Raw genomic sequence first — 22,429 nt, 5'->3', positions numbered from 1 at the left:
CGAGAATCGACGGAAAACTCGAGCCGACACGCCGACCTAACAAAGTACTACTAGGCCAGGGCTATGCCATTGCCGCCACCGACTACGTGGGTCTCGGTACACCCGGGTTGATGCCGTATCTCGACGGCAAGGTCTCTGCACACAATGTCGTCGACTCGGTCAAGGCCGCGGGCGCTGTCGAGGAGTCGTTGTCCAACAAGTGGGTGGTCATCGGCCAGTCCCAAGGCGGTGGCGCCGCGATCACCACCGCCCGCTACGCGACGGAATACGGCGGAGCGGAACTGGACTACCGAGGTGCGGTCGGTACCGGGGTGCCCGCCAACATCGAACTGGCACTTCTGCCATTGGGGCCAGGGGTACTGCCGGTTGCCGCAGGCAAAGCTCTGACGACGTACCTGCTGTACATCCTGGCCGCCCTGCGATATACGCACCCGGAGATCGATCTGAACTCGTACCTCACCGAGCAGGGAAGACAACTCGTCGACCGGGCGGAAGGGGTCTGCGTCGTCGAAGCCGAGGACGAGTTCGAAGGAACGATTTCCGGTGATCTGTTCAGTAGGCCGTTGAATCAGATCCCCAATTTCTACGGACTTCTCAACGACTACATGGGCGTGCCCACCTCGGGCTACGACCGACCGGTGTTCATCGGCCAGGGTCTGACCGACGTGGATGTACCTGCGCCCTCTGCGCTTTCGCTGGTTGCCCAGATGAAGGCGAACGGGCAGGACGTCACGTTGCACACCTATCCGACCGATCACAGCGGCGCACTACTTCAGTCGCAAGCGGATTCGATTCCGTTCGTGGAGCAACTCTTCCAGTAGCGCCTCCTTCAACCGAGGGGCACCGATTTACAGCCATTTCTGACGCTTGAACACGATGTAGAGGATGCTCGAGCAGATTGCCATCGCTACGATTGCCGCCGGATAGCCGAGGTGCCACCTCAGCTCCGGCATGTCCCTGAAGTTCATTCCGTATATCGCTGCGATCAGTGACGGGGCGAAAAGTATCGCACCCCAGGACGATATCTTCTTGACCTGCTCGTTCTGGTCGAGGCTCACCTGGGTCATCGCCCGCATCTCGTCGTTCTGTTGTTGCGCGATGAGCGTTGCGTTGACCGACAGCGCGTTCTGAAGGTTGACGCGGAAGGCTTCGACGCGCTCAGCGATGTGGACGCAGTGGTCGAGGACGTCGTGCAGGTCGCGCTGCAATTCGATGTCGACGTCGTACTTGTCCTCGCCAAGTTTGAGCGACTCGATCATCGACACCAGCGGACCGGTCGCGCGTTGGAACTCGGTGACCTCGCGGGAGAGAGTGTAGATGCGTCGGGACACTTCGGGGTCGCGTGAGAAGAGTTGGTCCTCGATCTCGTCGATGTCGTTCTGCAGTCCTTCGACCACTGGTTCGTACTCGTCGACCACCTGGTCGAGCAGCGCGTACAGGACCGCTTGCGTCCCGAGCTTGAGCAGATCGGGGGAGTTCTCGAGCCGGGTACGGACGATGGCCAATTCGGGAGCTTCGGCATGGCGGATCGTGATGACGAAGTCCGGTCCGAGGAATACGTGCAGCTCGCCGAACTCGACCTTCTCGGTTTCGTCGTTGTAGCGCGCGGGTCGTAGAACCACGAACAGTTGGTCACCGTATCGTTCGAGCTTGGGGCGCTGGTGTGCGTCGATGGCATCTTCGACCACCAATCGATGGAGTCCGAATTCGGCTGCGACCGAATTGATTTCCTCGATCCCTGGACGGTACAGCCCTAACCAGGCCATCCCGTGATGCTCGCGAATGGCCTCGCAGGTGCTGTCGAGGCTGTCCGGGGTGAGTGTTCGTTTGCCGTCGACGTAGACGGCATTGTCGACGATCGGCAACGTGCAGCCTTGTCTCTCGAAGTTTTTCTCCGGCCAGCACGAAGCCTGCCAGATCTCGGTGGGAAGCGTCAGAATAAGCGGGTGGACCAGCGCGCACACTTTCTCACACTCGCAACTACCGACCTCGACGCCTCGCGGACATTTTATGTCGACGGGCTCGGATGGACTCCGCTGCTCGATGTACCCGGCGAGATCGTGTTCTTCCAGATCGCGTCCGGCTTGGTCCTCGGACTGTTCGATGCACAGAAGTTCACCGACGACCTCGGGCAGGACGGCGGGCCCGCATCCGTGGTCGGATTGACGCTCTCGCACAATGTCGACTCACCCGATGAGGTCGATGCAGTGGTAGCGGCCGCGGTCAAAGCTGGGGCCACCGTGATCAAGCAGCCTCGGCAGGCGGCGTTCGGCGGGTACCACGGCCACTTCGCCGACCCCAGTGGCGTCATCTGGGAGGTCTGCCACAACCCTGGGTTCAGCGTCGACGCCGACGGGACGGTCCGGTTGTCCGAGCTGTAGCTGCCCGCGAACCGACCGATCGGGTGAGACCGGGCTCGAGGAGAGCATGCGACCCTTGTCCCGTGCTGGTGGATGTGTTGGGTTATGTCGGGATCGTCGCGTTCGCGGCATCCGGCGCGCTGATCGGTGTGCGGAAGCGCCTCGATCTGTTCGGTGTCTGCGTCGTCGGGATCACGACGGGAATAGGCGGCGGCATCATCCGCGACGTCCTGCTCGGGATTCATCCCCCGACGTCGCTCGACCAGTGGCCTAACCTCACGGTCGCGTTGGTGACGTCGTTGATCGTGTTTCTCGCGCATCCGGTGATGAACCGCATCTGGCGTGGAGTATTGCTGTTCGACGCCTTCGGGATGGGGCTGTTCGCGTCGACGGGTGCGGCGATCGCGCTGGCCAGCGGGGGAAGTTCGCTGTCGGCATGCCTGATCGGAGCGACGACTGCTGTTGCGGGTGGCGTGATTCGCGACATGCTCGTCAACGAGGTGCCGCTCCTGCTTCACCGTGATCTGTATGCGGTCCCTGCGCTGCTGGGATCGACTGTCGTCGCGATCGTCGAGGGTTCGGGGTTACCGGACGACATCGGCCTGGTCGTCGGCACGATCGCGGCAACAGGACTGCGGGTGCTCGCGCTGTGGCGACGCTGGAATCTGCCGATTGCCAGGCGGTTGCCCGCACCTGATGAAGTCTGATGGGGACCCTTCTCAGACATATCTCAGTCCATCAGGTCAAACTGTGACAATGCGCATTTTGGTTGTCGACGACGATCGAGCGGTTCGTGACTCGCTCCGGAGGTCACTTACCTTCAACGGCTACACGGTCGAACTGGCCGTCGACGGTCTCGACGCATTGGAGAAGGTAGCAGCGGCGAGGCCGGATGCCTTGGTACTCGACGTCATGATGCCCCGGCTCGACGGTCTCGAAGTGTGCCGTCGACTGCGCAGTACGGGTGACGATCTTCCTATCCTGGTCCTGACCGCCCGCGATTCGGTATCCGAGCGAGTCGCAGGGCTGGATGCAGGTGCTGACGACTACCTGCCGAAGCCTTTCGCGCTCGAGGAGTTGCTCGCGCGTCTGCGGGCTTTGCTACGCCGCACTGCGATGGATGCCGAAGGGGAGTCGGAAGCGATGACCTTCGCCGATCTCTCTCTCGATCCGGTCACGCGTGAGGTGACTCGCGGCGAGCGATCCATCAGCCTCACGCGGACCGAGTTCTCGCTGATGGAAATGTTGATGATGAATCCGCGGCGGGTATTGACTCGCAGCCGGATCCTCGAGGAGGTGTGGGGATACGACTTTCCCACATCGGGAAACGCGCTCGAGGTGTATGTCGGGTATCTGCGCCGCAAGACCGAAGCAGAAGGTGAGTCGCGGTTGATTCATACCGTCCGCGGAGTGGGTTACGTACTCCGTGAGACGCCCCCGTGATGGTTGCTCCCCTCGGGCGTCGATCGGCGAGCAGTGATTCGTCGGTGATGCGCCCACCGATGCCGCTGACCCGCACCGTGTCACTGCGCTGGCGGGTGACCTTGTTGGCTGCATCGGTGGTGGCGATTGCGGTGGCAGTCATGGCCATCGCCGCCTACGCGGTGGTGGCGCGTGCGCTCTACGGCGACGTGGACACCCAGTTGCGGTCACGCGCGGACGCCCTCGTCAACAGCAATCTGGTCACCTTCGATCCGCGATATGTTGCCGGCGCGACGCTGTACAGCACCGATGTGTCGGTGGCGTTGATCTACCCGGATCTGACGAAATACGTTCCGCCAGGGTCGAAGGTACCGATCGGTGACCCGGAGATCGCCGTCGCCGAGGGTCTGAGCGATCTCTCGCTCCGCACTGTCGACGACCAGCGGGTGCTCAGTCAGCGTGCCCAAGATGGCAGTGCAATCGTTATCTCGCAACGACTTTCACCCACCGGAGCCGTGCTGGACAGGTTAGCGTGGGTGCTCTTGATCGTCGGAGCCTGTGGCGTGGTGCTCGCGGCGGGCGCAGGTATGGCAGTGGGGCGAACCGGGCTCAGGCCGATCGCCCGATTGACCGCTGCCGCAGAACGAGTAGCGCGCACCGATGACCTGACGCCCATTCCCGTCACCGGCGACGACGAATTGGCCCGTCTGACCGAAAGTTTCAACACGATGCTGCGTGCGTTGGCGGAATCGCGAGGGCGGCAGAGCCGACTCGTGGCCGACGCCGGGCACGAACTCCGGACTCCGCTGACGTCGTTGCGCACCAACATGGAGCTACTGATCGCGTCGGGTCGTCCTGGGGCGCCGTCCATTCCGGAGGAGGACATGGCGGAACTGCGCACCGATGTCGTCGCCCAGATCCAGGAGCTCTCCACTCTGGTAGGCGATCTCGTCGACCTGGCGCGTGAGGATGCACCCGAGACGGTGTTCGAGCGAGTCGATCTCGCCGACGCCGTCGAGCGGAGTCTCGAGCGTGCTCGACGCCGTCGCAACGAGATCGACTTCGACGCGACGCTGGAGCCCTGGTTCGTGTACGGGGACCAAGCAGGACTCTCGCGTGCGGTGCTGAATGTGCTGGACAATGCCGCCAAGTGGAGTCCGACGGGCGCCGAGGTGCGCGTCGTCATGCACACGATCGGCGACGGGCTCATCGAATTGACCGTCGACGATGCGGGCCCCGGAATTCCCGAGGAGGACCGCGAATTGGTGTTCGAGCGGTTCTATCGTTCGACGGCGTCGCGCTCGATGCCGGGGTCCGGACTCGGTCTTGCAATCGTCCGGCAAGTCGTCGTCAAGCACGGCGGCACGATCGGTGTCGAGGTATCCGACCGGGGAGGCACCCTGATTCGCATCGTTCTGCCGGGAGAACCTGCAGTAGCACCGGCAGAGTGACCGATCGATGCAGTGATGAGTTCACAGTCACGGCAAACGTATAGGCACATCTCAGCACGCTCTCAGTCCCGCCGTGCAAGGTAGTCGTTAACAAAGCGGGCGATCTTGCTCGAAGCAAGGTTTCAAGTGAAAGCGACTGCAGATGACCGACGACCGTAGAGACTCCGAGCAGAACGATTCTGTCCCGACGCAGGAGAACTCGGCCCAGCACAACCCGACTCAGCAGTTTCCCACCCAGCAGGGGCCAGGCCAGGACTACCGGCAGCCCGGGCAGTACGGACCACCCACCTATGGGCAGAACCCGTACGCGCAGGGCTACGGCCAGCAACAGCCGCACGCAACCCCCACTCATCACGAGGCTCCGCAGCAGGCGCCCGCGGCACTCCGGAGTCGTCCCGGCAGAGCGACCCTCGCCGCAGGGGCGATCGCACTCGTCCTGGTCGGCGGCGGAATCGGTGGCGCTGTGGGTGTTCTCGCTGCCGGTGGTACCAACGGATCGGGCACCGCGACGAATTCGCTCAATTCCACCGTGACGGCAGCCCAGCCCGCAGCGAACATTCCTGACGGCTCCATCCAGGCAGTCGCCGACAAGGTTCTGCCGAGCGTCGTGCAGATCGAGGTCAAGGGCAGCCAGGCCGAGGGCGAGGGCTCAGGAGTGATTCTGTCGTCCGATGGCCTCGTTCTCACCAACAATCACGTCGCCACCGGCGCGGGGGCCAACGGCAAGCTGTCGGTCGCATTCTCCGACGGCTCGATCGCCGACGCGACTCTGGTCGGTGCCGATGCGGTGTCCGACTTGGCGGTCATCAAGGTCGAAGGCAAGACAGGTCTGACGCCGATCGAATTGGGAACCTCGTCGAACCTCCAAGTCGGCCAGCAGGTCGTGGCGATCGGATCGCCCCTCGGTCTGGCCGGAACGGTCACGACGGGCATCGTGTCCTCGCTGAACCGTCCGGTGTCGACGAGTGGCGAGTCGGGCAACCAGAACTCCGTCATCGACGCCATCCAGACCGACGCCGCGATCAACCCGGGCAACTCGGGTGGCGCGTTGGTCAACACCGATGGCCAGCTGATCGGGATCAACACTGCCATCGCCACACTCGGTGGTGGCCAGTCTTCGGGTTCACAGAGCGGTTCCATCGGCCTCGGATTCGCCATCCCTGTCGATCAGGCAAAACGCATTGCCGACGAGTTGATCGAGACCGGCAAAGCGACACAGGCGATGATCGGGGTGCAGGTCCCGTCGCAGGACGAGGCCAACGGTGCAACGGTCGTCGAGGTGACCGAGGGCGGACCGGCGGCGTCCGCAGGCATCCCCAAGGGCGCTGTCATCACGAAGGTCGATGACCGCGTGGTGTCGTCCGGTGACGCGCTGATCGCCGCGGTGCGTTCACACGCTCCCGGTGACTCGGTTCGAATCACCTACACAGACGGTGGAAGCGACAAGACCGTCGACGTCACGCTCGGCACCGCCGAACCGCAGACCGCCGCGGTACAGGCCCCGTCGCAGTCACAGTCGCCGCTGCAGATCCCCGGCTTCCCCGGTGGCCGCTGATGACCGTCGACACCGAGCGTCTTGCGACGGTTGCAACGATTTACGCACAGCGTGAATCCGAACTGGCCCGTACTACTACGGTGGGCAGTATGGAACTCGAGGCACCTCTGGCTGGGCGAGCGTTGGTAGTGATCGTCGACGATCGGACCGCGCACAGTAACGAAAAGGATTCGACCGGCCCGCTGGTGACGGAACTGCTGACCGAAGCGGGGTTCCTGGTCGACGGCGTGGTCGCGGTCACCTCGGACGAGGTCGACGTGCGCAACGCACTCAACACGGCCGTCATCGGGGGAGTCGACCTGGTCGTCTCCATCGGCGGCACCGGCGTTTCCCCGCGTGACGTGACTCCGGACGTGACCGCCGAGGTACTCGATCGCGAGATCCCGGGTATCAGTGAGGCACTGCGTTCGTCCGGGCTGGCTGCGGGCTCGCTGGACGCCGGGCTCTCGCGCGGGCTGGTCGGTGTCTCTGGCAGCACCTTGGTGGTCAATCTGGCCTCGTCACGCGCTGCGATTCGCGATGGGATGGCCACGCTGACGCCGCTGGCGAGCCAGGTCATTTCCGAGCTATCCGGTCTCGACGCCTAACCAGAGGTGATGTCCGACGACGAGACACCGCAGGACGCCGCATCCCAGCTGGACCAACGAGCGAGCCGAGCCCGAGCAGAACGGGCCCGGCTCGCTCGTATTTTCGGCGATGTTCTTCCCGAGGCGACGTCCGATGACCGCGTCGACGACAGCTCTCGTTCGACGGAATGGTTCGAACGCGAGCGCCCGCCGCATCACTTCTAGTGTGATCCACAACACATTTTTACCTGTGAATCACAGTATTGTTAGTAGTTTGTTTACTCGCCGTTAGCGAGCGCAGGTGCGCACTTCGAACCCCCGGGCATCGGATCACTGCGATTCGAAACTCGGTGGCGGGAATCGAGCCCCGGTCCGGGGCGGGCGTCGAAGCGGAGTCTGCGCATTTCAGGGCATGTTTACGTGACGGTGAGGTTTGTAACGGCTCGGACACGGCGGCTGAAAGTGTGATCGGGGTTACCGTTCAGTACTGTGTGAAAGTCGTTCACACGCACGAAACACATCACGATTCGGACATGTACGACGGCCGATCGTAGGGATTGTCACGATCCGGCAACTCCTCTAATGTTCCCCTCAGCTTCCGGCGGTGCGGGTGTGGGCAACACGCTCTAGCTCCTCCGTCGGGACTGACATTACGAACCTGATCCAACGATCTAGTTCTGCTCGGGGATTCTCGGCAAAGTTGCCAGGCGGAACCGAGGGTGTAAGCCACAAGCTTCCCGTGCACTTGCGCTGGGACTGAACATGATGAGGAATAAATGACGGAGATCCAGAAGTCACGGCGTAGCCGCGGACTCAAGTCCATGAGCGCCGCAGTTGTTGCCGGCGCTTCGGTTGTCGGCCTGGTGCTCGGTACGGGTACCGCATCCGCCGCAGTCGACAGCTCCAACTCGGTTGTGGATGCCAACGGCAACCTCATCACCGTGACGCTGTCCGACACGTTCGTCAACAGCGTTCCTCCGCTCGACGGCAACCCGCTCACCCGTGAGTGGTTCGCCAACGGCGTTGCAGGCTGGGAAGTTACCGGACCTGACGCTGACGACTTCGAAGGCACTGTCGCTGTCGGTTACCAGGTCGGCTACCCGGCCAGCCTCGGTGGCAAGATCACCTTCGCGTACCAGACCCCCCAGGCATACATCGAGATCGGCAGCGACGGAGCAGTCTCCGGCGGCGTCGACGACCTCCTGCCGCGCGCCGGCTTCGAGGCCGAAATCGCTCCCGGACCCGGCATCGTCGATGCCACCGCAGCTTCGGGTGAGATCCAGGGCACCAGCGGCGACGCTGAAGGCGCTTCGGGCACCATCCAGATCGCCAACGCTCACGGCACCGCGACCGGCATCCTCGGCAACGTCCGCGTTCGCCCGTACGTCTCGGTCACCAGCTCCACCGGTGATGTTGCAGTCACCTACGGTGTCCCGTGGGTCTTCAACTGATCTGAGATCAGCTGAAACCAGCTTCATCTCGGCGCTGACGCGCTGAACCCGATCGGGCCCGTCCGGATTACTCCGGGCGGGCCCGATCTGTGTTGTCTTAACTCCATCTTCGACAGCGCACAGCGGCCGGCTCATGCGGTCGACCGTGCGAGAAATGGTTGATACTCGATGCGCTTCACACTCATTTCGGCGGTCGCAGTCACCGCGCTGATCACGCTCGTCGGTTGTAGCAGCGACGACGGCGGCGATACTGCGTCCGGTGCCAATGCGGATGTCTGTACCCAGTTCGCGGCTGCTCACGACGAGTTGACCGCACTCACCGCCGCCGGACCCGTGGACGGTGATGTCGACGAGTGGACCGCGGCCAAGGATTCTGCGATTGCCAAGTTCGCGCCACTGGCCGATCAGGCAAGCGGCGACGTCCAGTCAGGCTTGCAGACACTGGTGACCGCGCTTCCTGTCGATTCGCTCGAGCTTGCCGAGCCGGGTAGCGAGAGTGGGCAGGCGTTCGTCGACAATTCGGCAGCGATCGCGTCTTCATGTGAGAGCGACGGCACAACGGTCACGCTCGCGGAGTTCCCGCTCCAGGACTTCTGAGTCGATTGGTCGAGGGACACCCAACCGTCATGTGATATGGGTTACACTTTGCTCGTTCTAGAGCTCTATCCATCTTGGGTCGGGTAGCAGGAGCGGCAATGTTGATCAGGGGTTTGGGCGTTGCATGTCTGACGTGCGGCGTGATTATCGGATTTTCTTCGGCAGCCACCGCGGCGGTGCCGAGGACCCCACCGGCGTCGGTGGTGGGGTTGGCCGAGGATGAGGCAATAGCCGAGTTGATCGACGGGGGATACACGCCCCGTGTGATTTCGCGTCACGGCGGCGGTCCGGAGTGCATCGTGTTCAACCAGGTGGCGGTTACGGATCCCAAGCAGATCATCAAGGATGCCGAAATCTACGAGGACGACGACGAGTACTCCGTATTGCTCGCAGTGAATTGCACATCCTGAATGGTTGTCGAAATCTCGCGCACAAACTCGCAGTATGTTTTAGCAACGAAAGAGCCCGCCATTTCCGGTTCTAGCGGAAGTGGCGGGCTTTTCCGTCGGGGAAGAACTCAGGGCTTGCTGTGCAGCCCGCCGCTGGGGGCGTCGGAATCCCCGATCGCTTCGCCGCTCCCGCCGGTGCTGTCGGACGGCGTCGAGAGTTTCTGGCCGACGTCGGTTCCGCCGGCCAGGATGTCTCGAATTTGTACCAGAACGTCCACGTCGCTCAGCTCTTTGTCGGGCTGACTGACGAAGCGCTTCTTGGCGGTGTTGACCGGCAGGATCAGCACGAAGTAGACCACCGCTGCGATGATGATGAAGTTGATGATTGCAGTGACGACGGCGCCGACATTGATGAAAGTCTCTGGGCTGGAGGTGACTTGGAAACCCCAGCCGTACTCGTTCGAGCCGCCGATTGCGGACACGAGCGGATTGACGACGTTGGTCGTGAAGGCGGTGACGATTGCGGTGAACGCTGCGCCGACCACCACGGCGACGGCGAGGTCGACGACGTTTCCGCGGAGAAGGAAGTCCTTGAATCCCTTGAGCATGTGCCCTCCCTGGTGAACTCGTAACTGATCGAACGGACTCTTCGTGTGGCGCTGAATGGTCAGGCTAGTCGAGATGCGTCCGCATCAGCGGGAGGTGCGAGACAGTTGAAAGTGAATGTATGTGACGGGTACACACAAAAATCATCTCGACTTGTTATAACGACGAAGCCTTTACCTGTGTATCCTTCCCGGAGAATGAGTCTCGGTGGCGATATCGAGGCAGCCTGAATTCAGTGCTTTACGAGGGGAATCATGAACAAGTCTCGCTATTCCGTGATGCGCAGAGTCGGCCGAGTCGCTGTGCTCGGTGCGGTGGCGTCGGTCGCCGTCGGGCTGATGTCCACCGGAGCGGCCAATGCCGAAACGTTCGTACCGCTCGCCAATGGAGAGAAGGTCGCCGGTCCGTACAAGATCGCGCACTTCGACGAGTCGGCCAAGGTCGCCCCTCAGATCGCATTCAATGGGCTCAATCGCAACGCCTGGGCCACCGGCACCGCGATGTCCGAAGTGCCCGAGGGTGCCACCGGAACGCTCAAGACCGGCTACCTCGTCGGATGCCAACTCGATATGGACGACCTGAGCTTCGGCCTCGACCTCGGCGCGGGAATCGAGGGCGGCAACACCAATATCATCACGTTGTTCCCCATCCCGTTCCTCATCGGCGGCGAGGGTGAGACCACCAACAAGATCGAGGGCGGCGTGTCGTTCGACGTCCCGCTGAAGGATCGTGAGGTCGCCGCCGTCGAGATCGATTCGAAGGACGTGAAGGGACCGGTCACGGCCATCCAGTACCAGGACGTCGCGATCTCGGTGACCAACTGCGGTGGATACGCGCAGGCTCGCTCGTACACGACGCTCGAGCTCACCGGTGACTACCGCTACAAGGGCACGTTGTACGGCCAGCCGTTCAGCCTCGGCTGAATCAGCGCCGACCTCACATGACTTCGCAGGACCTTACGAGGGGAACAAGTACGTTGACGAACAACACGACTGCTGCGGCTCGGATCGCCGCGCTCGGCGCGGTAGGTGCCATCGCAATCGGATTCTGGTCGGCAGGAGCGGCAAGCGCAGATACGTTCGTGCCGCTCGCGGACAACGAGATTTCCAAGACGCTCGTCGACGGAACGACCGTGACGGTCAAAGGGTTCGGTCAGAGTGGTCTGATCTCGCCGTCCATGGGCGCAACACCGACGCAGCGCAACGTCTGGGTCACCGGCAACTACACCGTCGAGACCTCCAATCCCGGTGGCGGTTCCATCGAACCTGGCTTCCTCGTCGGCTGCCAGGTCGATTTCTCGGCCGGCATCAGCGGTGGCGTCGAAGGGTCGTTCGGACAGGGCAACACCATCAGCCTTCCGCCCGGGACTCTGGACCTGGAAATCACCCGTACGCAGCCCAACGAATACAACATCGGCGCAGGGGTCAACCTCGATCTCGCGCCCGGGCAGCTGAACGACATCAAGCTCGTCGCCGACGAGACCGACGCAAAGATCGACGACGTCACGGTTGCCACCGAGATTTCGAACGACTTCGACTTCTCGGGCAATGGCGGCGGATTCACCTACGCCGACGAAACGATCGGTGTGTCGGGCTGCGCCGGATTCGCCGAAGCGCGCTCGTACGTGAACGTCACGATCGAGAACGATGCAGTCTCCTCGACCGTCACACTGTGGGGACAGCCCTTCAGTATCGGCTGATCTACCCGCGGGTACGAAAACTTGCTGTGATTCTTCACAGAGTTAGTACTGGGTGAGCTGGCGCGATACTATCGGCTCTATGGGCCGTCACAGAGCAGGGGATGCTGCACCGTCGCGCGACTGGATCGAGAACGCGCTGGGCAAGCGGCACCGCCTGTCGGTATTCCACGACCCGCTGGTCGAGCACGATCGGTCGGTACTCCTGATGCTGTTTCCCACCCAGGCCGACGTGGAGGATTACGCGCATCGCGACGAGGCCTACCGGAATCTCGGTACCTCGGCCGCGCTGCACGTAATCCGCGACGTGTTTGCGGATTACGACTCTTACGTACTCCGTCTGTCCGAACAACGAGTAGTCGAGCATCGTCCGATGCGATCCGACGACGTCTTGCACAGCGATGTGTTCATCGAGTCGCACGTCGACGACGATGACGCGGACATCTTCGGGCTGCGAGTGGTGTTCACCGATTCGATCGGCGCGCTGGTCTTCACCAACTTCGCGACGTTCGTCGGCCGACTGGAAACTCCGGTGATTCAGGTGGAAGACGAGACTCCCACCGAGCAGCACGACACAGGGCTTGCTGCCGGCATCTAGCGGAATGTCACGGTCAGCGCGCTGACCAGAGACGCGGCGGCAACGGCCGTCGCATCCTCGGCTGACATGGCCACCAGAACTACGCGATCGGCGTTCCGTTGCTGTGCACCTTCGGCAGAGACGAGAACCACCACAGCCTTCGTCGCCAGAACACGCGCAACCCGATCGTCGTCACCTTCTCCGACGGTCAGCACGTCGACGGTATCGCCCGACCGGAGGAGTTCCGTCACGCCTGCGTCGCTGAGTCGAACGGGAACGACACGAGCGTCGGGTTCGGAGATCATCGATTCCGCGAGCCGTGAGGACAGTAGCCGTACATCGGTGAGCGGTTCTCCGGCGCGCACCGGCCCAGCGACGGTGTGTGTCAGTACGTTCTCGAACTCGCTCAGCGTCCCGTCCGGAACCGTCGACGGGTCGTAGCTCCGGTACTCCACATCGGCGGTATCGAGTCGAACACCCGGCGTGAGGTCGCGGGCCGCGACGACAATTCGGATGTGGTCTTCGGCGACAGCGTCGCGGGCAAGGACGACGATCCCGACCGCAGCGAGGACACTCGCTCCGATGCGGCGGAGCAGCACTGTTCTGGCCCAACTCGGCCGAGACGTGAATCGATCCAGCAGGGTGGAGTCGAGTCGGGTGTGTCCCCGGCGATCGGATGTCTGCGGCATGGGAGACAAAGCTAGCGGTCCGCCGCCTCACCCAGAGACCGAAACAGGCCCAGGCTGTGGATAACGCCTGGGCCTGTGGACCAACGAAAAATCACTACGAGGATGCTGCGGCCTTCGCCGACGAAGTCGACGAGCTGGAAGAGGAAGACTCGCTGGTCGAGGACGTGGACGTCGTCGTCGACTCCTTCTTTGCCGGCGTCGACTCACTCTTGGAATCGCCCGAGCTCTCGCTGACCGTGCTCGATCCGCTGCGACTGTCGGTCCGGTAGAATCCGGTGCCCTTGAACACGATTCCGACGGAATTGAACAGCTTGCGAAGCTTGCCCGTGCATTGCGGGCACACGGTCAAGGAGTCGTCGCTGAACGACTGCACGATGTCGAACTTGTTGTCGCATTCAGTGCATGCGTACGAATATGTGGGCATCGATGTTCCTCCGCGCTGTTCCACTGTCTCTGACGAGAGAGAGCATTAGCACTCTACAGTCATGACTGCCAACGCAGCCATTCGGCAGGCTATTCCCTGTTCAGTGCGACCAGGCCCCGGTTCGGCGTCAGTGCATGCGAAGACCGTCGGTCGTGCGGTTCCTCGGGAAGTTTCTCGACGAGTTCCTCGTCGCGCACGATTGAAATGATCGGCACGCCCGAATCGACGAGGTCCAGCGTCATGTCGTAGAACCCGGCGCCCCGCCCCAGTCGAATTCCCCGTAAATCCACTGCGAGAGCGGGAACGAACACGAGGGAACACGACTTCACCGACGCGGGGTCCAGTACCGGCCCGGTGGGCTCCGACAATCCGTAGGGAGCGGCCCGCAGCGTCGTGCGGCCTGTGTACTCTGCCCAGTGCAAAGGTCCTGGTTCTCGAGCCACCGGCACCAGGACCACGGGGGATTCACGGCGGAGAGCGTCGAGCAGATCGAGTGAACCGGGCTCGCTCCCGACCGGCACGTATGCCGCCACCCCTGTCGCTCCGCGCGCCGATTCCGCTGCAGCATGACAGAGTTTCTTCGATTCCTCGGTCCGCTGCTCGGCGCCGATGGAACGCCGCCGAGTCAGCACGTGGCGACGCCACTCCTCCTTGGAGATCGGCGTCACGGAATCACTGGGCGTCACGCAAAAGAGCTTAAGCATCATAGGGAATCGTCACTACACGCGGAGTAGATCCGCAGCGAGCATGGATAGGGTGGGCAGCATGACACAAGCCGCGACAGAGCCGACAGACTCCCTGACTGGGCCGACAGAATCCCAGACCGGGCCGACTCGGCACTTTCGGACTGCCATCGTTCCTGCGGCAGGTATGGGAACTCGTTTCCTTCCGGCCACCAAGACTGTGCCGAAAGAACTGCTTCCGGTAGTCGACACGCCAGGGATCGAACTGGTTGCCGGAGAAGCGGCAGACTCCGGTGCGCAGCGTCTCGTTATCGTGACTTCGCCCGGCAAGGACGGCGTGGTCGCGCACTTCGTCGAGGACCTCGTCCTCGAGAGCAAGCTCGAAGCCAGTGGGAAGCTCAAGATGCTCGAGAAGGTCCGGGTCGCTCCCGCGCTTCTCGACGTCCAGTCCGTCGTCCAGCAGGAACCGCTCGGGTTGGGACACGCAGTCGCGTGCGCCGAAGAGGTTCTCGACGACGACGAGAGCTGTGTCGCCGTGCTGCTACCTGACGACCTCGTTCTGCCGCGCGGCGTACTCGATGTGATGTCGAGGGTCCGCGCCAAACGCGGGGGAACAGTGCTGTGCGCGTTCGAGGTTCCTGAGGAAAATGTCTCTGCGTACGGCGTCTTCGAGGTGGAGACGGTCCCCGACGCCGTCAACCCGAACGTCCTCAAGGTCACCGGCATGGTCGAGAAGCCGAAGCGTGAGGACGCGCCGTCATTGTTCGCCGCCGCTGGGCGATACCTCCTCGACCGGTCGATCTTCGATGCGCTGCGACGCACCAAGCCCGGCGCGGGCGGCGAGATTCAGCTCACCGACGCCATTGCCCTCCTCATCTCCGAGGGCCACCCTGTTCACGTCGTCGTACATCGCGGTCCCCGACACGACCTCGGAAATCCCGGGGGATACCTGCGCGCTGCGGTTGACTTTGCACTCGAACGTGATGATTACGGTCCGTCATTGCGTGAGTGGCTGACGGAGCGTCTGAGTGACGACTGGGCGCCGCAGCTCACCACGTACGAGTAGTGAAGATTTTCGAGGAAGGGCCAGATGCGCTCGGTTGAGGATCAGCAGAGCAGGGTGACTGCTGCTGCAGTCGCTCCACGGCCTGTTCGGGTTGCGATCTCGGAAGCGCAGGGTCTGTTGTGCGCCGAGGAGGTCGTCACCGAACGCCCCTTGCCCGGTTTCGACCAGGCGGCGATCGACGGCTACGCGGTACGCAGTGTCGATGTGGCCGATGCAGGCTCGGATCTGCGCAACGAGGACGACGAGCGCATCGAACTGACCTTGCCCGTCGTCGGCGAGGTCAGCGCGGGTTCGCGTCAACCCATTCGGTTGCAGCCGAGGCAGGCCGTGCGGGTGGACACCGGCGCGCCGCTGCCGACCCTCGCCGACGCTGTCCTACCGCTGGAGCGCACCGACGGCGGACGTGCCCGTGTCAAGGTCCACAGTCCGGTCCGGTCCGGCGACTACGTCCGCAAGATCGGTGACGACGTACAACCCGGCGATGTCGCCGTACGCGCAGGAACGATCATCGGAGCCGCTCAGGTGGGCCTACTGGCGGCGGTGGGACGCGACAAGGTGCTGGTGCATCCGCGACCACGGTTGTCGGTCATCTCCGTCGGCGGGGAACTGGTCGACACCGATCGCACACCCGGCCCAGGGCAGGTCTACGACGTCAACTCCTATTCGCTTGCCGCCGCGGCTCGCGACGCAGGTGCGGACGTCAACCGCGTGGGAATTGTCAGCACCGATCCCAAGCGTCTGCGCGAGGTCGTCGAAGGTCAGCTGATCCGTTCGGAGATCGTCGTCATCGCGGGCGCGGTCGGCGGCGGGGCGTCCGACAGTGTGCGCGAAGCACTCTCGGACCTCGGCGAACTCGAAGTCGAGCGCGTCGCCATGCACCCCGGTTCGGTTCAGGGGTTCGGTCAGCTCGGCCGAGACGAAGTGCCTACGTTTCTGCTGCCGGCCAATCCGGTCAGCGCGCTCGTCGTGTTCGAGGTCATGGTTCGTCCGTTGATCCGTATTGCGCTCGGGCGGCGCCAGCCCATGCGCCGAACCGTGACCGCACGAACCGTCGCGCCCATCACCTCGATCGAAGACCGCAAAGGGTTCCTTCGCGGTCAGCTGATGCGCGACGAGGAGACGGGGGAGTACCTCGTCCAAGCTCTCGGAGGAGCGCCTGGATCTTCCTCGCACCTGCTCGCCACGCTGGCCGAGGCCAACTGCCTGGTCGTGATCGATCCGGACGTCACCGAGATCCGTACCGGCGAAGAAGTGGGTGTCTCGTTCCTCGCACAGCGGGGCTGAGGCTGCTCGACTCCCAACGCCGCTGGGCCTCCGGCCCAGTGGCGCGGTCAAGTGCACCAGGGGACGCTTTTTCGTGCCACTGCGCCGGAGGCGCTAATGTCGACAGATGCCGAGTACGTGGTCGAGCCACCCTGGTTGGCCAGCGAAACTGGGACCTTTGACCGTCGCTGCGGGCCACGTGACCGTTCGTCCTGTCCGGCTGCGTGATGGAGCGGCGTGGAGCCGCATCAGGCTCGCTGATCGCGCGCACCTCGAACCGTGGGAACCCACCGGCGAGGGTTCCTGGGCGGCACGTCATCACATCTCCGCATGGCCGGGCCTTCTGTCGGGTCTGAAGTCGGAGGCGCGCAAAGGCCACATGCTGCCGATGGCAATCGAACTCGACGGGGACTTCTGCGGTCAGCTCACCGTCGGCAACATCGTCCGGGGTGCGTTGCGGTCCGCCTGGATCGGCTACTGGGTCGCCAAGGAGGTCAACGGCAGAGGTGTTGCGACGGCAGCGCTGGCGCTCGGGCTCGACCATTGCTTCGGAGGCGTTGGCCTTCACCGCGTCGAAGCGACGGTTCGGCCGGAGAACCTTCCCAGCAAGGCCGTGCTGCGCAATGTCGGATTCCGTGAAGAAGGCCTGCTGAAGAACTACCTCGACGTCGACGGTCGGTGGCGCGATCACGTTCTCGTCGCGATGACGTCGGGGGAAGTGCAGGGATCGGTCGCGGACCGGTTGGTGCGGACGGGCCGAGCCGCCTGGGCATGATGCCCACGTGTCTTGTCGTGCTCGAGACTCATGGGACTAAAGTGACGTGTGTGTAATTCAGGTCGGCGCGTCTACGCGGTTCGGCCGAAGCTTCCGCATAGCCTGATCACGTTACCGATGTAACCGGCCTGCTATTTGTCGAAAGAGAGCGCGAACGATGCCCAACTCGATCATCTGGATCGGTCTGGTCGTCATCTGGCTGTTCGTTCTGCTTCCGATGATGATGAGCAAGCGTCCGCGCATCATGCAGACCTCCGATGTAGCCCTGGCCACCCGCGTTCTACACCGCGGTGGGTCCAAGAGAACCGCTCGCGGTCCTGCCGCCGGACATGCGAGCGACCCAGATTGGCGTCCCGAGTACGACGAGCGTGTTTCGGCACCCGCCCGCGTTGTATTCGGGCGCACAGCACCGAGCACCGACGCGGAGGACCCGATGGACACTCACGCAAGCGCCGAGATCGACACCGATTCGAGGGACGCGGACGACGAACGCGATCGGGACTACGTTCCGAACCGTCGCGGCCGCGGAGGTTTCGACCCCGAGGCCGACGCCATCGCGCGTGCTGCACGGTATTCATTCCGTCAGCGGGCCGTACTCGGACTCGTGTTCGCTGCCATCACGTCGGCTGCGCTCGCGGTCATCGTCACAGGCGTGCTGTGGTGGGTCTGTGGCCTGTCCGTGGTGGCCATGGGTGCATATCTGTACTACCTCCGTCGACAGGTTCAGATCGAGGAGGAGATCCGTCGCCGGCGCATGACGCGGATGGGCCGATCGCGACTCGGCGTCGAATCGCGCACCGACGACGAACTGAAACTCGTCCCGCAACGCCTGCGCCGTCCGGGTGCTGTCGTGCTCGAAATCGACGACGAGGACCCGGAGTTCGATCACCTCGACCACTACGACGAGCCGTTCCAGCAACAGGCTCCCGTGAGCGAGAACATCCGACGAGCATCTGGGGCCTGACGTCCCAGGCGTCGTGCATCCTTTGATAAGGTTGCGCAGCGGTTGCAGCAAGGCCGCAAGAAGGGGCTGTGGCGCAGTTGGTAGCGCGTCTCGTTCGCATCGAGAAGGTCAGGGGTTCGATTCCCCTCAGCTCCACCACACGGGTTTGTTGAACCTGAATTGCGATAGTCAATTCCTCCCAATTGCGACATTCGATTAATTCATATCTATTGCCGATGCCTTGATGTCGAGTCCGTTCTTGCCAGACGCTGTGTCGGGTCGCTTTCCGGGCACGTTATGCCCATGCGGAATATGCGCGCTTTGTCTTGCATGGGAATTGTTTTTCGAGGTTATTGCAAACCGTTCGCCCGTTTAGCGGATTGGTGTTCTCGGCCCTTGCCGTCACGGCGCCGGGCAGTACGGCGTCCTCTGTGTTCGGCGTCACCGCGCCCTACTCGCTCGCAACTTCGGGCCCGCCCCCTGGGTGTGTACGCCGGGGCCGAAGTCGACCGGTAGTCTTGCCGAGCAGTTGCTGAGTCAGAGTTGATGGTCGACGTCTATTTGGGGAAGCGTCATCCCGGCCGCGGACTTCACGTCGCGCCCATGAGGTATGTGGAGTTCTGTATGGGTTTCGAGATTGTCGACCTCGACGAAACGTGGGTTGCTGGTTTGCCAGTCCGTAGCCCCAAGCGGGCGCTGGGACGGTTGAACGATCCGGCACTCGATCTGGCCTGGTCTTCCGTCCTCAAGCAGGACATCGGTGGTTCGTTGGCCTCGATCTACACTGACTTCGCGCCGGGTATCGGCTCGTACAACACGCAGATCGTCGGCTACCAGTGTTCGTCGTTGAGCCAGGTCACGCGGGGGCACCTGATCGCAAAGGTGCCGCGCGCTCGGTACGCGAAGTTTTCGGCGGTCGGCCACTTCCCGGACGTCATGGTGCGGTTGTGGCAGCAGATCGACCATGCAGAAGAGCAACGCGAGATCGCTCGGACGTTCACCGCGGACTACGAGTGCTATCCGCATGCCTACAAGATCGACCTGTACCTCTCGATCGAACAAACAGGGTCGGCGTCGTGACTCATCGTGTGACCGCGAGAAGCGCGGAACTGTTCGGTGGCCTGGTGGCGCCCCGGATCACGCCGGGCGTCGAGGCAAGCACCAGCGAGCTCTTCAGGTTCTTACGTGAACGAATGTGGGACCGTCACCCTGGCCAGGAGTTGGACGTCAGCACCGTGTTCGTGCCGGATGCGGCCGGTGACTACAACGCAGTGGTGGCGGTGCCGTACGTGTCGCCGAGCGAAGTCCCTGTCGGAGACGTCTTCGTGCAGGTACCGAGCGGGGTGTTCGCCGTGTTCGTGCCCGACGGGCTGCTCAAGGATCCTGTCGAGGATGTCTGGACGCAGGTCGACGACGCCACCTCGAATGGTGAGCTGTTTCGCGCATATAAAGAGGACATCGAAGTCGTTACAAATTCCGGCAAAGTGGAACTTTATATATCTATTGTTATCTGATCGAGCAATGTCTCACCCAGTTGTCACTCGAAAATCACAATCGAGACACGTTTGTGGTTAGTATTGTGCTGAACAGCGGACCGTCGACGGGGTTCGTGAATTCGAGACAACGGGTTCGAACAAGCCTTCTGCAGTCCCACGCAAGGCGGCGTCGGTGTCATCGTAGGCAACTGGTCAGGGGTGATCGTTCATGGTTAGGCAATTGAGAGCAGAAGCTACACGTGCAGCCGCGCTGCGCGCGGCAGCAGATCTTTTTCTCGAGGTGGGGCATGCGAATGCAACGCTGAGTCAGGTCTCCGCGCAGTCCGGCGTCACCAAGGGCGCACTGTATTTCCATTTCGCCTCCAAGGAGGAGCTGGCGCGGGCGATCGTCGACGAAGGTCACGAGCGTGTGTCCACCGCCTGCGCCGGTCTGGTCGACAGCAGGTCGCCGGCCCTCGAGTCGGTCATCGGTATCTCGTATTCGGTACTCGAACTGGCAGCATCCGACCCGCTCGTGCGGGTGATGTACCGCCTGCAGATGGAAATCGACGGGTCCGAGACTGCGCGCGGAAGCGTGTTCGGGACGTGGGGCAACATTTTCGAGCATCTGTTCGATCGAGCAATCGAGCACGGAGACGTCGCTGACCATTTGGACTCGGGCAACGCCGCTCTCCTCGTGTGCGAGATGCTTGCCGGAGTCCTGATGGTCTCCGAGGCGCAATCGACCCTCGACAGTGCACCTGCACGCATGGAGAAGGTGTGGAACACAGTCCTGCCGTCGCTGGTACCGCCGAGCAAACTCGGCTACTTCCGCGAATTTGCGGCTCGGAGCCTCTCGAGCTTCGTTCCGTCGGCCGATCTCGTCGCCGGGGCCGTACACGTCTGAGCGAAGGCTTGCGGAGTCTCGGCCCCGGGCGGACACTGTGTGATATGAACCACATCGTCACAGAACACAGGATGTCCGACGCCGAGCTCCGCAAGGCGATCAAGACGCTGCAGAGTCGTGCAGACGACGCGCGCCGTCGGGGTGCTGAGGGCGACGCCACACGGATCGAGCGCACGGTCGCGGACTACCGCGACGAAATGTCGCGGAGACACTAGATCACGCGGTATTGGTCGGTCCGAATCTCTCGGTCTTGATGCGCGGCGGCAGGTGCCCGTCGGCGACCAGCATGTCCGCGGCTGCCTCGACGAAACCGGTCGGCCCACACACGAAACACGCCGGTGCGAAGTCGGCCGGCCACCCGTCGGCGACGAGGTCCTGCGGAATGAGCCTGCCTATCCGTCCTCGGTAGTTGTCCGGTGCCCGACGAGTGAAGCGGTAGCTGACGTCGATCCCACCTGGGAGCTTTCTCAGCTCGGAGGCGTACATCAACTCCTCGGCTGAACGAACGGAGTAGATGAGCCGGAACGGAGTTCGGTGTTCGCTGCGCACGCGGGCGCGAACCATGGCCATCAACGGCACGATGCCCGATCCGCCCGCGAGCAGAAGTACGGGCGCGGGATTTGTGGCATCCCATACGAACCAGCCACCGATCGGTCCGCGGAGCTCGATCTGCTCACCCACCTCGAGAATTTCTGTGAGGTAGGGCGACACTTCACCGTCGTCCACGGTCTGAATCGTCAGGACGACTGTATTGCCGTCATCCGGAGTTGCCATCGAATAGCTACGCTGCGCGCTGTAGCCGTCCTCGGCCGTCAGACGCACGTCGACGTGTTGACCCGGCTTGTGACCGGGCCACCCGTCCACCTCGAAGGTCAGCGTCGACGCCGTCGATGTTTCGGCGCGCTTGTCGGTGAGGGTCGCAACACGCCACTTCAATCTCCCTGATACCTCTGTTCTTGCCATGGATCGCCGTAGTCGTGGTAGCCGTTGCGTTCCCAGAACCCCGGCTCGTCACGGACGAGGAGTGTCAGCCTCTCAACCCACTTGGCCGATTTCCAGAAGTACAGGTTCGGAACCAGCAACCTGGCAGGTCCACCGTGTTCGGGATGCAGTGGCTTTCCATCGAATTGGTATGCCAGCCAGGCTTTTCCGTGAAGCAGTTCGTCGAGTGGCAGATTGGTGGTGTACCCGTCGAAACCGTGTGCCATCACATGCGTGGCTGTCGTGTCGATGTCCCGCAACAACGTGTCGAGTGAGACGCCACGCCATCTCGTGTCCAGTTTGGACCACTTGGTGACGCAATGGATGTCGACCGTCGGATTCTCTGCTGGGAGCGCGAGCATCTCGCTCCAACTCCACCGATGCTTGTCGCCCATTTCAGTGACGATGCTGAATTGCCACCGCTCGGTATGCACCTGGGGAGTGGGACCTGCAGACAGTACCGGGAAGTCGTCGGTCAGATATTGGCCGGGCGGAGTGCGGGACTCGTTGCCGCGGCGCTTGCCGATGAACCCTTTCGACACGATCGCCATCG

At 62.7% G+C, this 22,429-nt stretch carries 29 protein-coding genes and 1 tRNA gene; 23 read left to right on the top strand and 7 right to left on the bottom strand.

Features of this window, described 5'->3' with window-relative positions; translation table 11 throughout:
• The coding region (locus tag ACODSO_RS17190) for a lipase family protein (protein ID WP_489037979.1) at positions 1 to 821 on the top strand (821 nt) is incomplete at its 5' end.
• 27 nt (positions 822 to 848) lie between these two features.
• Here the strand turns inward: ACODSO_RS17190 and ACODSO_RS17185 are convergent.
• On the bottom strand, positions 849 to 1,865 hold the full coding sequence (locus ACODSO_RS17185; protein WP_489037978.1) for a magnesium and cobalt transport protein CorA: 1,017 nt from the start codon (positions 1,863 to 1,865) through the stop codon (positions 849 to 851).
• Between the two features lie 81 nt (positions 1,866 to 1,946).
• On the opposite strand from ACODSO_RS17185, the gene ACODSO_RS17180 reads away from it, so the two are divergent.
• The 10 genes from ACODSO_RS17180 (at position 1,947) to ACODSO_RS17135 (ending at position 9,812) form a co-directional block, all read left to right on the top strand.
• A complete protein-coding gene (locus ACODSO_RS17180) occupies positions 1,947 to 2,381 on the top strand; it encodes a VOC family protein (RefSeq protein WP_489037977.1) in 435 nt (144 codons plus the stop codon).
• Between the two features lie 62 nt (positions 2,382 to 2,443).
• Positions 2,444 to 3,067: a trimeric intracellular cation channel family protein gene (locus ACODSO_RS17175; protein ID WP_068377359.1), complete on the top strand. Its 624-nt coding sequence runs from the start codon at positions 2,444 to 2,446 to the stop codon at positions 3,065 to 3,067.
• A gap of 43 nt (positions 3,068 to 3,110) precedes the next feature.
• Positions 3,111 to 3,803 (top strand): response regulator transcription factor, encoded by a 693-nt coding sequence (locus ACODSO_RS17170; protein ID WP_197480867.1) that lies wholly within the window; start codon positions 3,111 to 3,113, stop codon positions 3,801 to 3,803.
• Entirely contained in the window at positions 3,803 to 5,233 is a 1,431-nt protein-coding gene (locus ACODSO_RS17165; RefSeq protein ID WP_489037976.1) for a HAMP domain-containing sensor histidine kinase, read from the top strand. Before ACODSO_RS17170 ends, ACODSO_RS17165 begins: the two co-directional genes overlap by 1 nt.
• Positions 5,234 to 5,375: 142 nt before the next feature.
• A complete protein-coding gene (locus tag ACODSO_RS17160; RefSeq protein WP_489037975.1) occupies positions 5,376 to 6,788 on the top strand; it encodes a S1C family serine protease in 1,413 nt (470 codons plus the stop codon).
• A gap of 89 nt (positions 6,789 to 6,877) precedes the next feature.
• A complete protein-coding gene (locus ACODSO_RS17155; protein ID WP_197480869.1) occupies positions 6,878 to 7,375 on the top strand; it encodes a MogA/MoaB family molybdenum cofactor biosynthesis protein in 498 nt (165 codons plus the stop codon).
• Positions 7,376 to 7,384: 9 nt separating this feature from the next.
• Entirely contained in the window at positions 7,385 to 7,579 is a 195-nt protein-coding gene (locus ACODSO_RS17150; RefSeq protein WP_489037974.1) for a hypothetical protein, read from the top strand.
• A 551-nt stretch (positions 7,580 to 8,130) separates the two neighbouring features.
• A complete protein-coding gene (locus ACODSO_RS17145; protein ID WP_068377346.1) occupies positions 8,131 to 8,805 on the top strand; it encodes an MspA family porin in 675 nt (224 codons plus the stop codon).
• Between the two features lie 168 nt (positions 8,806 to 8,973).
• Positions 8,974 to 9,402 carry a hypothetical protein gene (locus ACODSO_RS17140; protein ID WP_489037973.1) on the top strand — a complete coding sequence of 143 codons (429 nt, stop codon included), beginning with the start codon at positions 8,974 to 8,976 and terminating at the stop codon, positions 9,400 to 9,402.
• Positions 9,403 to 9,500: 98 nt separating this feature from the next.
• On the top strand, positions 9,501 to 9,812 hold the full coding sequence (locus ACODSO_RS17135; RefSeq protein WP_489037972.1) for a hypothetical protein: 312 nt from the start codon (positions 9,501 to 9,503) through the stop codon (positions 9,810 to 9,812).
• Positions 9,813 to 9,919: 107 nt separating this feature from the next.
• Here ACODSO_RS17135 and mscL read toward each other — a convergent pair whose 3' ends face one another.
• Positions 9,920 to 10,399, bottom strand: coding sequence for a large conductance mechanosensitive channel protein MscL (gene mscL / locus ACODSO_RS17130; protein WP_489037971.1), 480 nt, complete (start codon positions 10,397 to 10,399; stop codon positions 9,920 to 9,922).
• Between the two features lie 252 nt (positions 10,400 to 10,651).
• Between mscL and ACODSO_RS17125 the strand changes: the two genes are divergently transcribed.
• From ACODSO_RS17125 to ACODSO_RS17115, 3 genes are all read left to right on the top strand, one after another.
• Positions 10,652 to 11,320, top strand: coding sequence for an MspA family porin (locus tag ACODSO_RS17125; RefSeq protein ID WP_489037969.1), 669 nt, complete (start codon positions 10,652 to 10,654; stop codon positions 11,318 to 11,320).
• 53 nt (positions 11,321 to 11,373) lie between these two features.
• Complete coding sequence (locus ACODSO_RS17120) at positions 11,374 to 12,096, top strand: MspA family porin (protein WP_489037968.1); 723 nt, start codon at positions 11,374 to 11,376, stop codon at positions 12,094 to 12,096.
• A 79-nt stretch (positions 12,097 to 12,175) separates the two neighbouring features.
• Positions 12,176 to 12,691, top strand: a complete 516-nt coding sequence (locus ACODSO_RS17115) for a hotdog family protein (RefSeq protein ID WP_068377325.1) — start codon at positions 12,176 to 12,178, stop codon at positions 12,689 to 12,691.
• On the opposite strand, the gene ACODSO_RS17110 is transcribed toward ACODSO_RS17115, so the two are convergent.
• The 3 genes from ACODSO_RS17110 to ACODSO_RS17100 all read right to left on the bottom strand — a co-directional run bounded on the left by ACODSO_RS17110 (position 12,688) and on the right by ACODSO_RS17100 (position 14,442).
• On the bottom strand, positions 12,688 to 13,359 hold the full coding sequence (locus ACODSO_RS17110; protein ID WP_489037967.1) for an SAF domain-containing protein: 672 nt from the start codon (positions 13,357 to 13,359) through the stop codon (positions 12,688 to 12,690). The genes ACODSO_RS17115 and ACODSO_RS17110 overlap by 4 nt on opposite strands.
• 94 nt (positions 13,360 to 13,453) lie before the next feature.
• Complete coding sequence (locus ACODSO_RS17105) at positions 13,454 to 13,783, bottom strand: FmdB family zinc ribbon protein (RefSeq protein ID WP_489037966.1); 330 nt, start codon at positions 13,781 to 13,783, stop codon at positions 13,454 to 13,456.
• A gap of 89 nt (positions 13,784 to 13,872) precedes the next feature.
• Positions 13,873 to 14,442 carry a 5-formyltetrahydrofolate cyclo-ligase gene (locus tag ACODSO_RS17100; RefSeq protein WP_489037982.1) on the bottom strand — a complete coding sequence of 190 codons (570 nt, stop codon included), beginning with the start codon at positions 14,440 to 14,442 and terminating at the stop codon, positions 13,873 to 13,875.
• Positions 14,443 to 14,548: 106 nt separating this feature from the next.
• On the opposite strand from ACODSO_RS17100, the gene ACODSO_RS17095 reads away from it, so the two are divergent.
• From ACODSO_RS17095 to ACODSO_RS17055, 9 genes are all read left to right on the top strand, one after another.
• Positions 14,549 to 15,532: a UTP--glucose-1-phosphate uridylyltransferase gene (locus tag ACODSO_RS17095; RefSeq protein WP_489037965.1), complete on the top strand. Its 984-nt coding sequence runs from the start codon at positions 14,549 to 14,551 to the stop codon at positions 15,530 to 15,532.
• Positions 15,533 to 15,556: 24 nt separating this feature from the next.
• The gene (gene glp, locus ACODSO_RS17090; RefSeq protein ID WP_489037964.1) at positions 15,557 to 16,816 is read left to right on the top strand and encodes a molybdotransferase-like divisome protein Glp; all 1,260 of its coding nucleotides are present in this window, start codon (positions 15,557 to 15,559) and stop codon (positions 16,814 to 16,816) included.
• Between the two features lie 106 nt (positions 16,817 to 16,922).
• The gene (locus ACODSO_RS17085; RefSeq protein WP_068377976.1) at positions 16,923 to 17,570 is read left to right on the top strand and encodes a GNAT family N-acetyltransferase; all 648 of its coding nucleotides are present in this window, start codon (positions 16,923 to 16,925) and stop codon (positions 17,568 to 17,570) included.
• A 157-nt stretch (positions 17,571 to 17,727) separates the two neighbouring features.
• Complete coding sequence (gene sepX / locus ACODSO_RS17080) at positions 17,728 to 18,534, top strand: divisome protein SepX/GlpR (protein ID WP_489037963.1); 807 nt, start codon at positions 17,728 to 17,730, stop codon at positions 18,532 to 18,534.
• Positions 18,535 to 18,596: 62 nt separating this feature from the next.
• Positions 18,597 to 18,672: transfer RNA gene (locus tag ACODSO_RS17075), tRNA-Ala, on the top strand.
• Positions 18,673 to 19,137: 465 nt separating this feature from the next.
• On the top strand, positions 19,138 to 19,593 hold the full coding sequence (locus ACODSO_RS17070) for a GyrI-like domain-containing protein (protein ID WP_489037962.1): 456 nt from the start codon (positions 19,138 to 19,140) through the stop codon (positions 19,591 to 19,593).
• Positions 19,590 to 20,027 carry an effector binding domain-containing protein gene (locus ACODSO_RS17065; protein ID WP_489037961.1) on the top strand — a complete coding sequence of 146 codons (438 nt, stop codon included), beginning with the start codon at positions 19,590 to 19,592 and terminating at the stop codon, positions 20,025 to 20,027. The genes ACODSO_RS17070 and ACODSO_RS17065 overlap by 4 nt, the downstream gene beginning before the upstream one ends.
• A 202-nt stretch (positions 20,028 to 20,229) precedes the next feature.
• Positions 20,230 to 20,895, top strand: a complete 666-nt coding sequence (locus tag ACODSO_RS17060) for a ScbR family autoregulator-binding transcription factor (protein ID WP_489037960.1) — start codon at positions 20,230 to 20,232, stop codon at positions 20,893 to 20,895.
• 44 nt (positions 20,896 to 20,939) lie between these two features.
• Positions 20,940 to 21,110: a hypothetical protein gene (locus ACODSO_RS17055; protein WP_489037959.1), complete on the top strand. Its 171-nt coding sequence runs from the start codon at positions 20,940 to 20,942 to the stop codon at positions 21,108 to 21,110.
• Between the two features lies 1 nt (position 21,111).
• On the opposite strand, the gene ACODSO_RS17050 is transcribed toward ACODSO_RS17055, so the two are convergent.
• Entirely contained in the window at positions 21,112 to 21,858 is a 747-nt protein-coding gene (locus ACODSO_RS17050) for a ferredoxin reductase (RefSeq protein WP_489037958.1), read from the bottom strand.
• Entirely contained in the window at positions 21,828 to 22,427 is a 600-nt protein-coding gene (locus ACODSO_RS17045; protein ID WP_489037957.1) for a sulfite oxidase-like oxidoreductase, read from the bottom strand. The genes ACODSO_RS17050 and ACODSO_RS17045 overlap by 31 nt, the downstream gene beginning before the upstream one ends.
• Between the last annotated feature and the right edge of the window lie 2 nt (positions 22,428 to 22,429).

The organism is Rhodococcus sp. FG69 (assembly GCF_057808915.1).
This window is presented reverse-complemented; position numbering and strand designations above follow the sequence as displayed.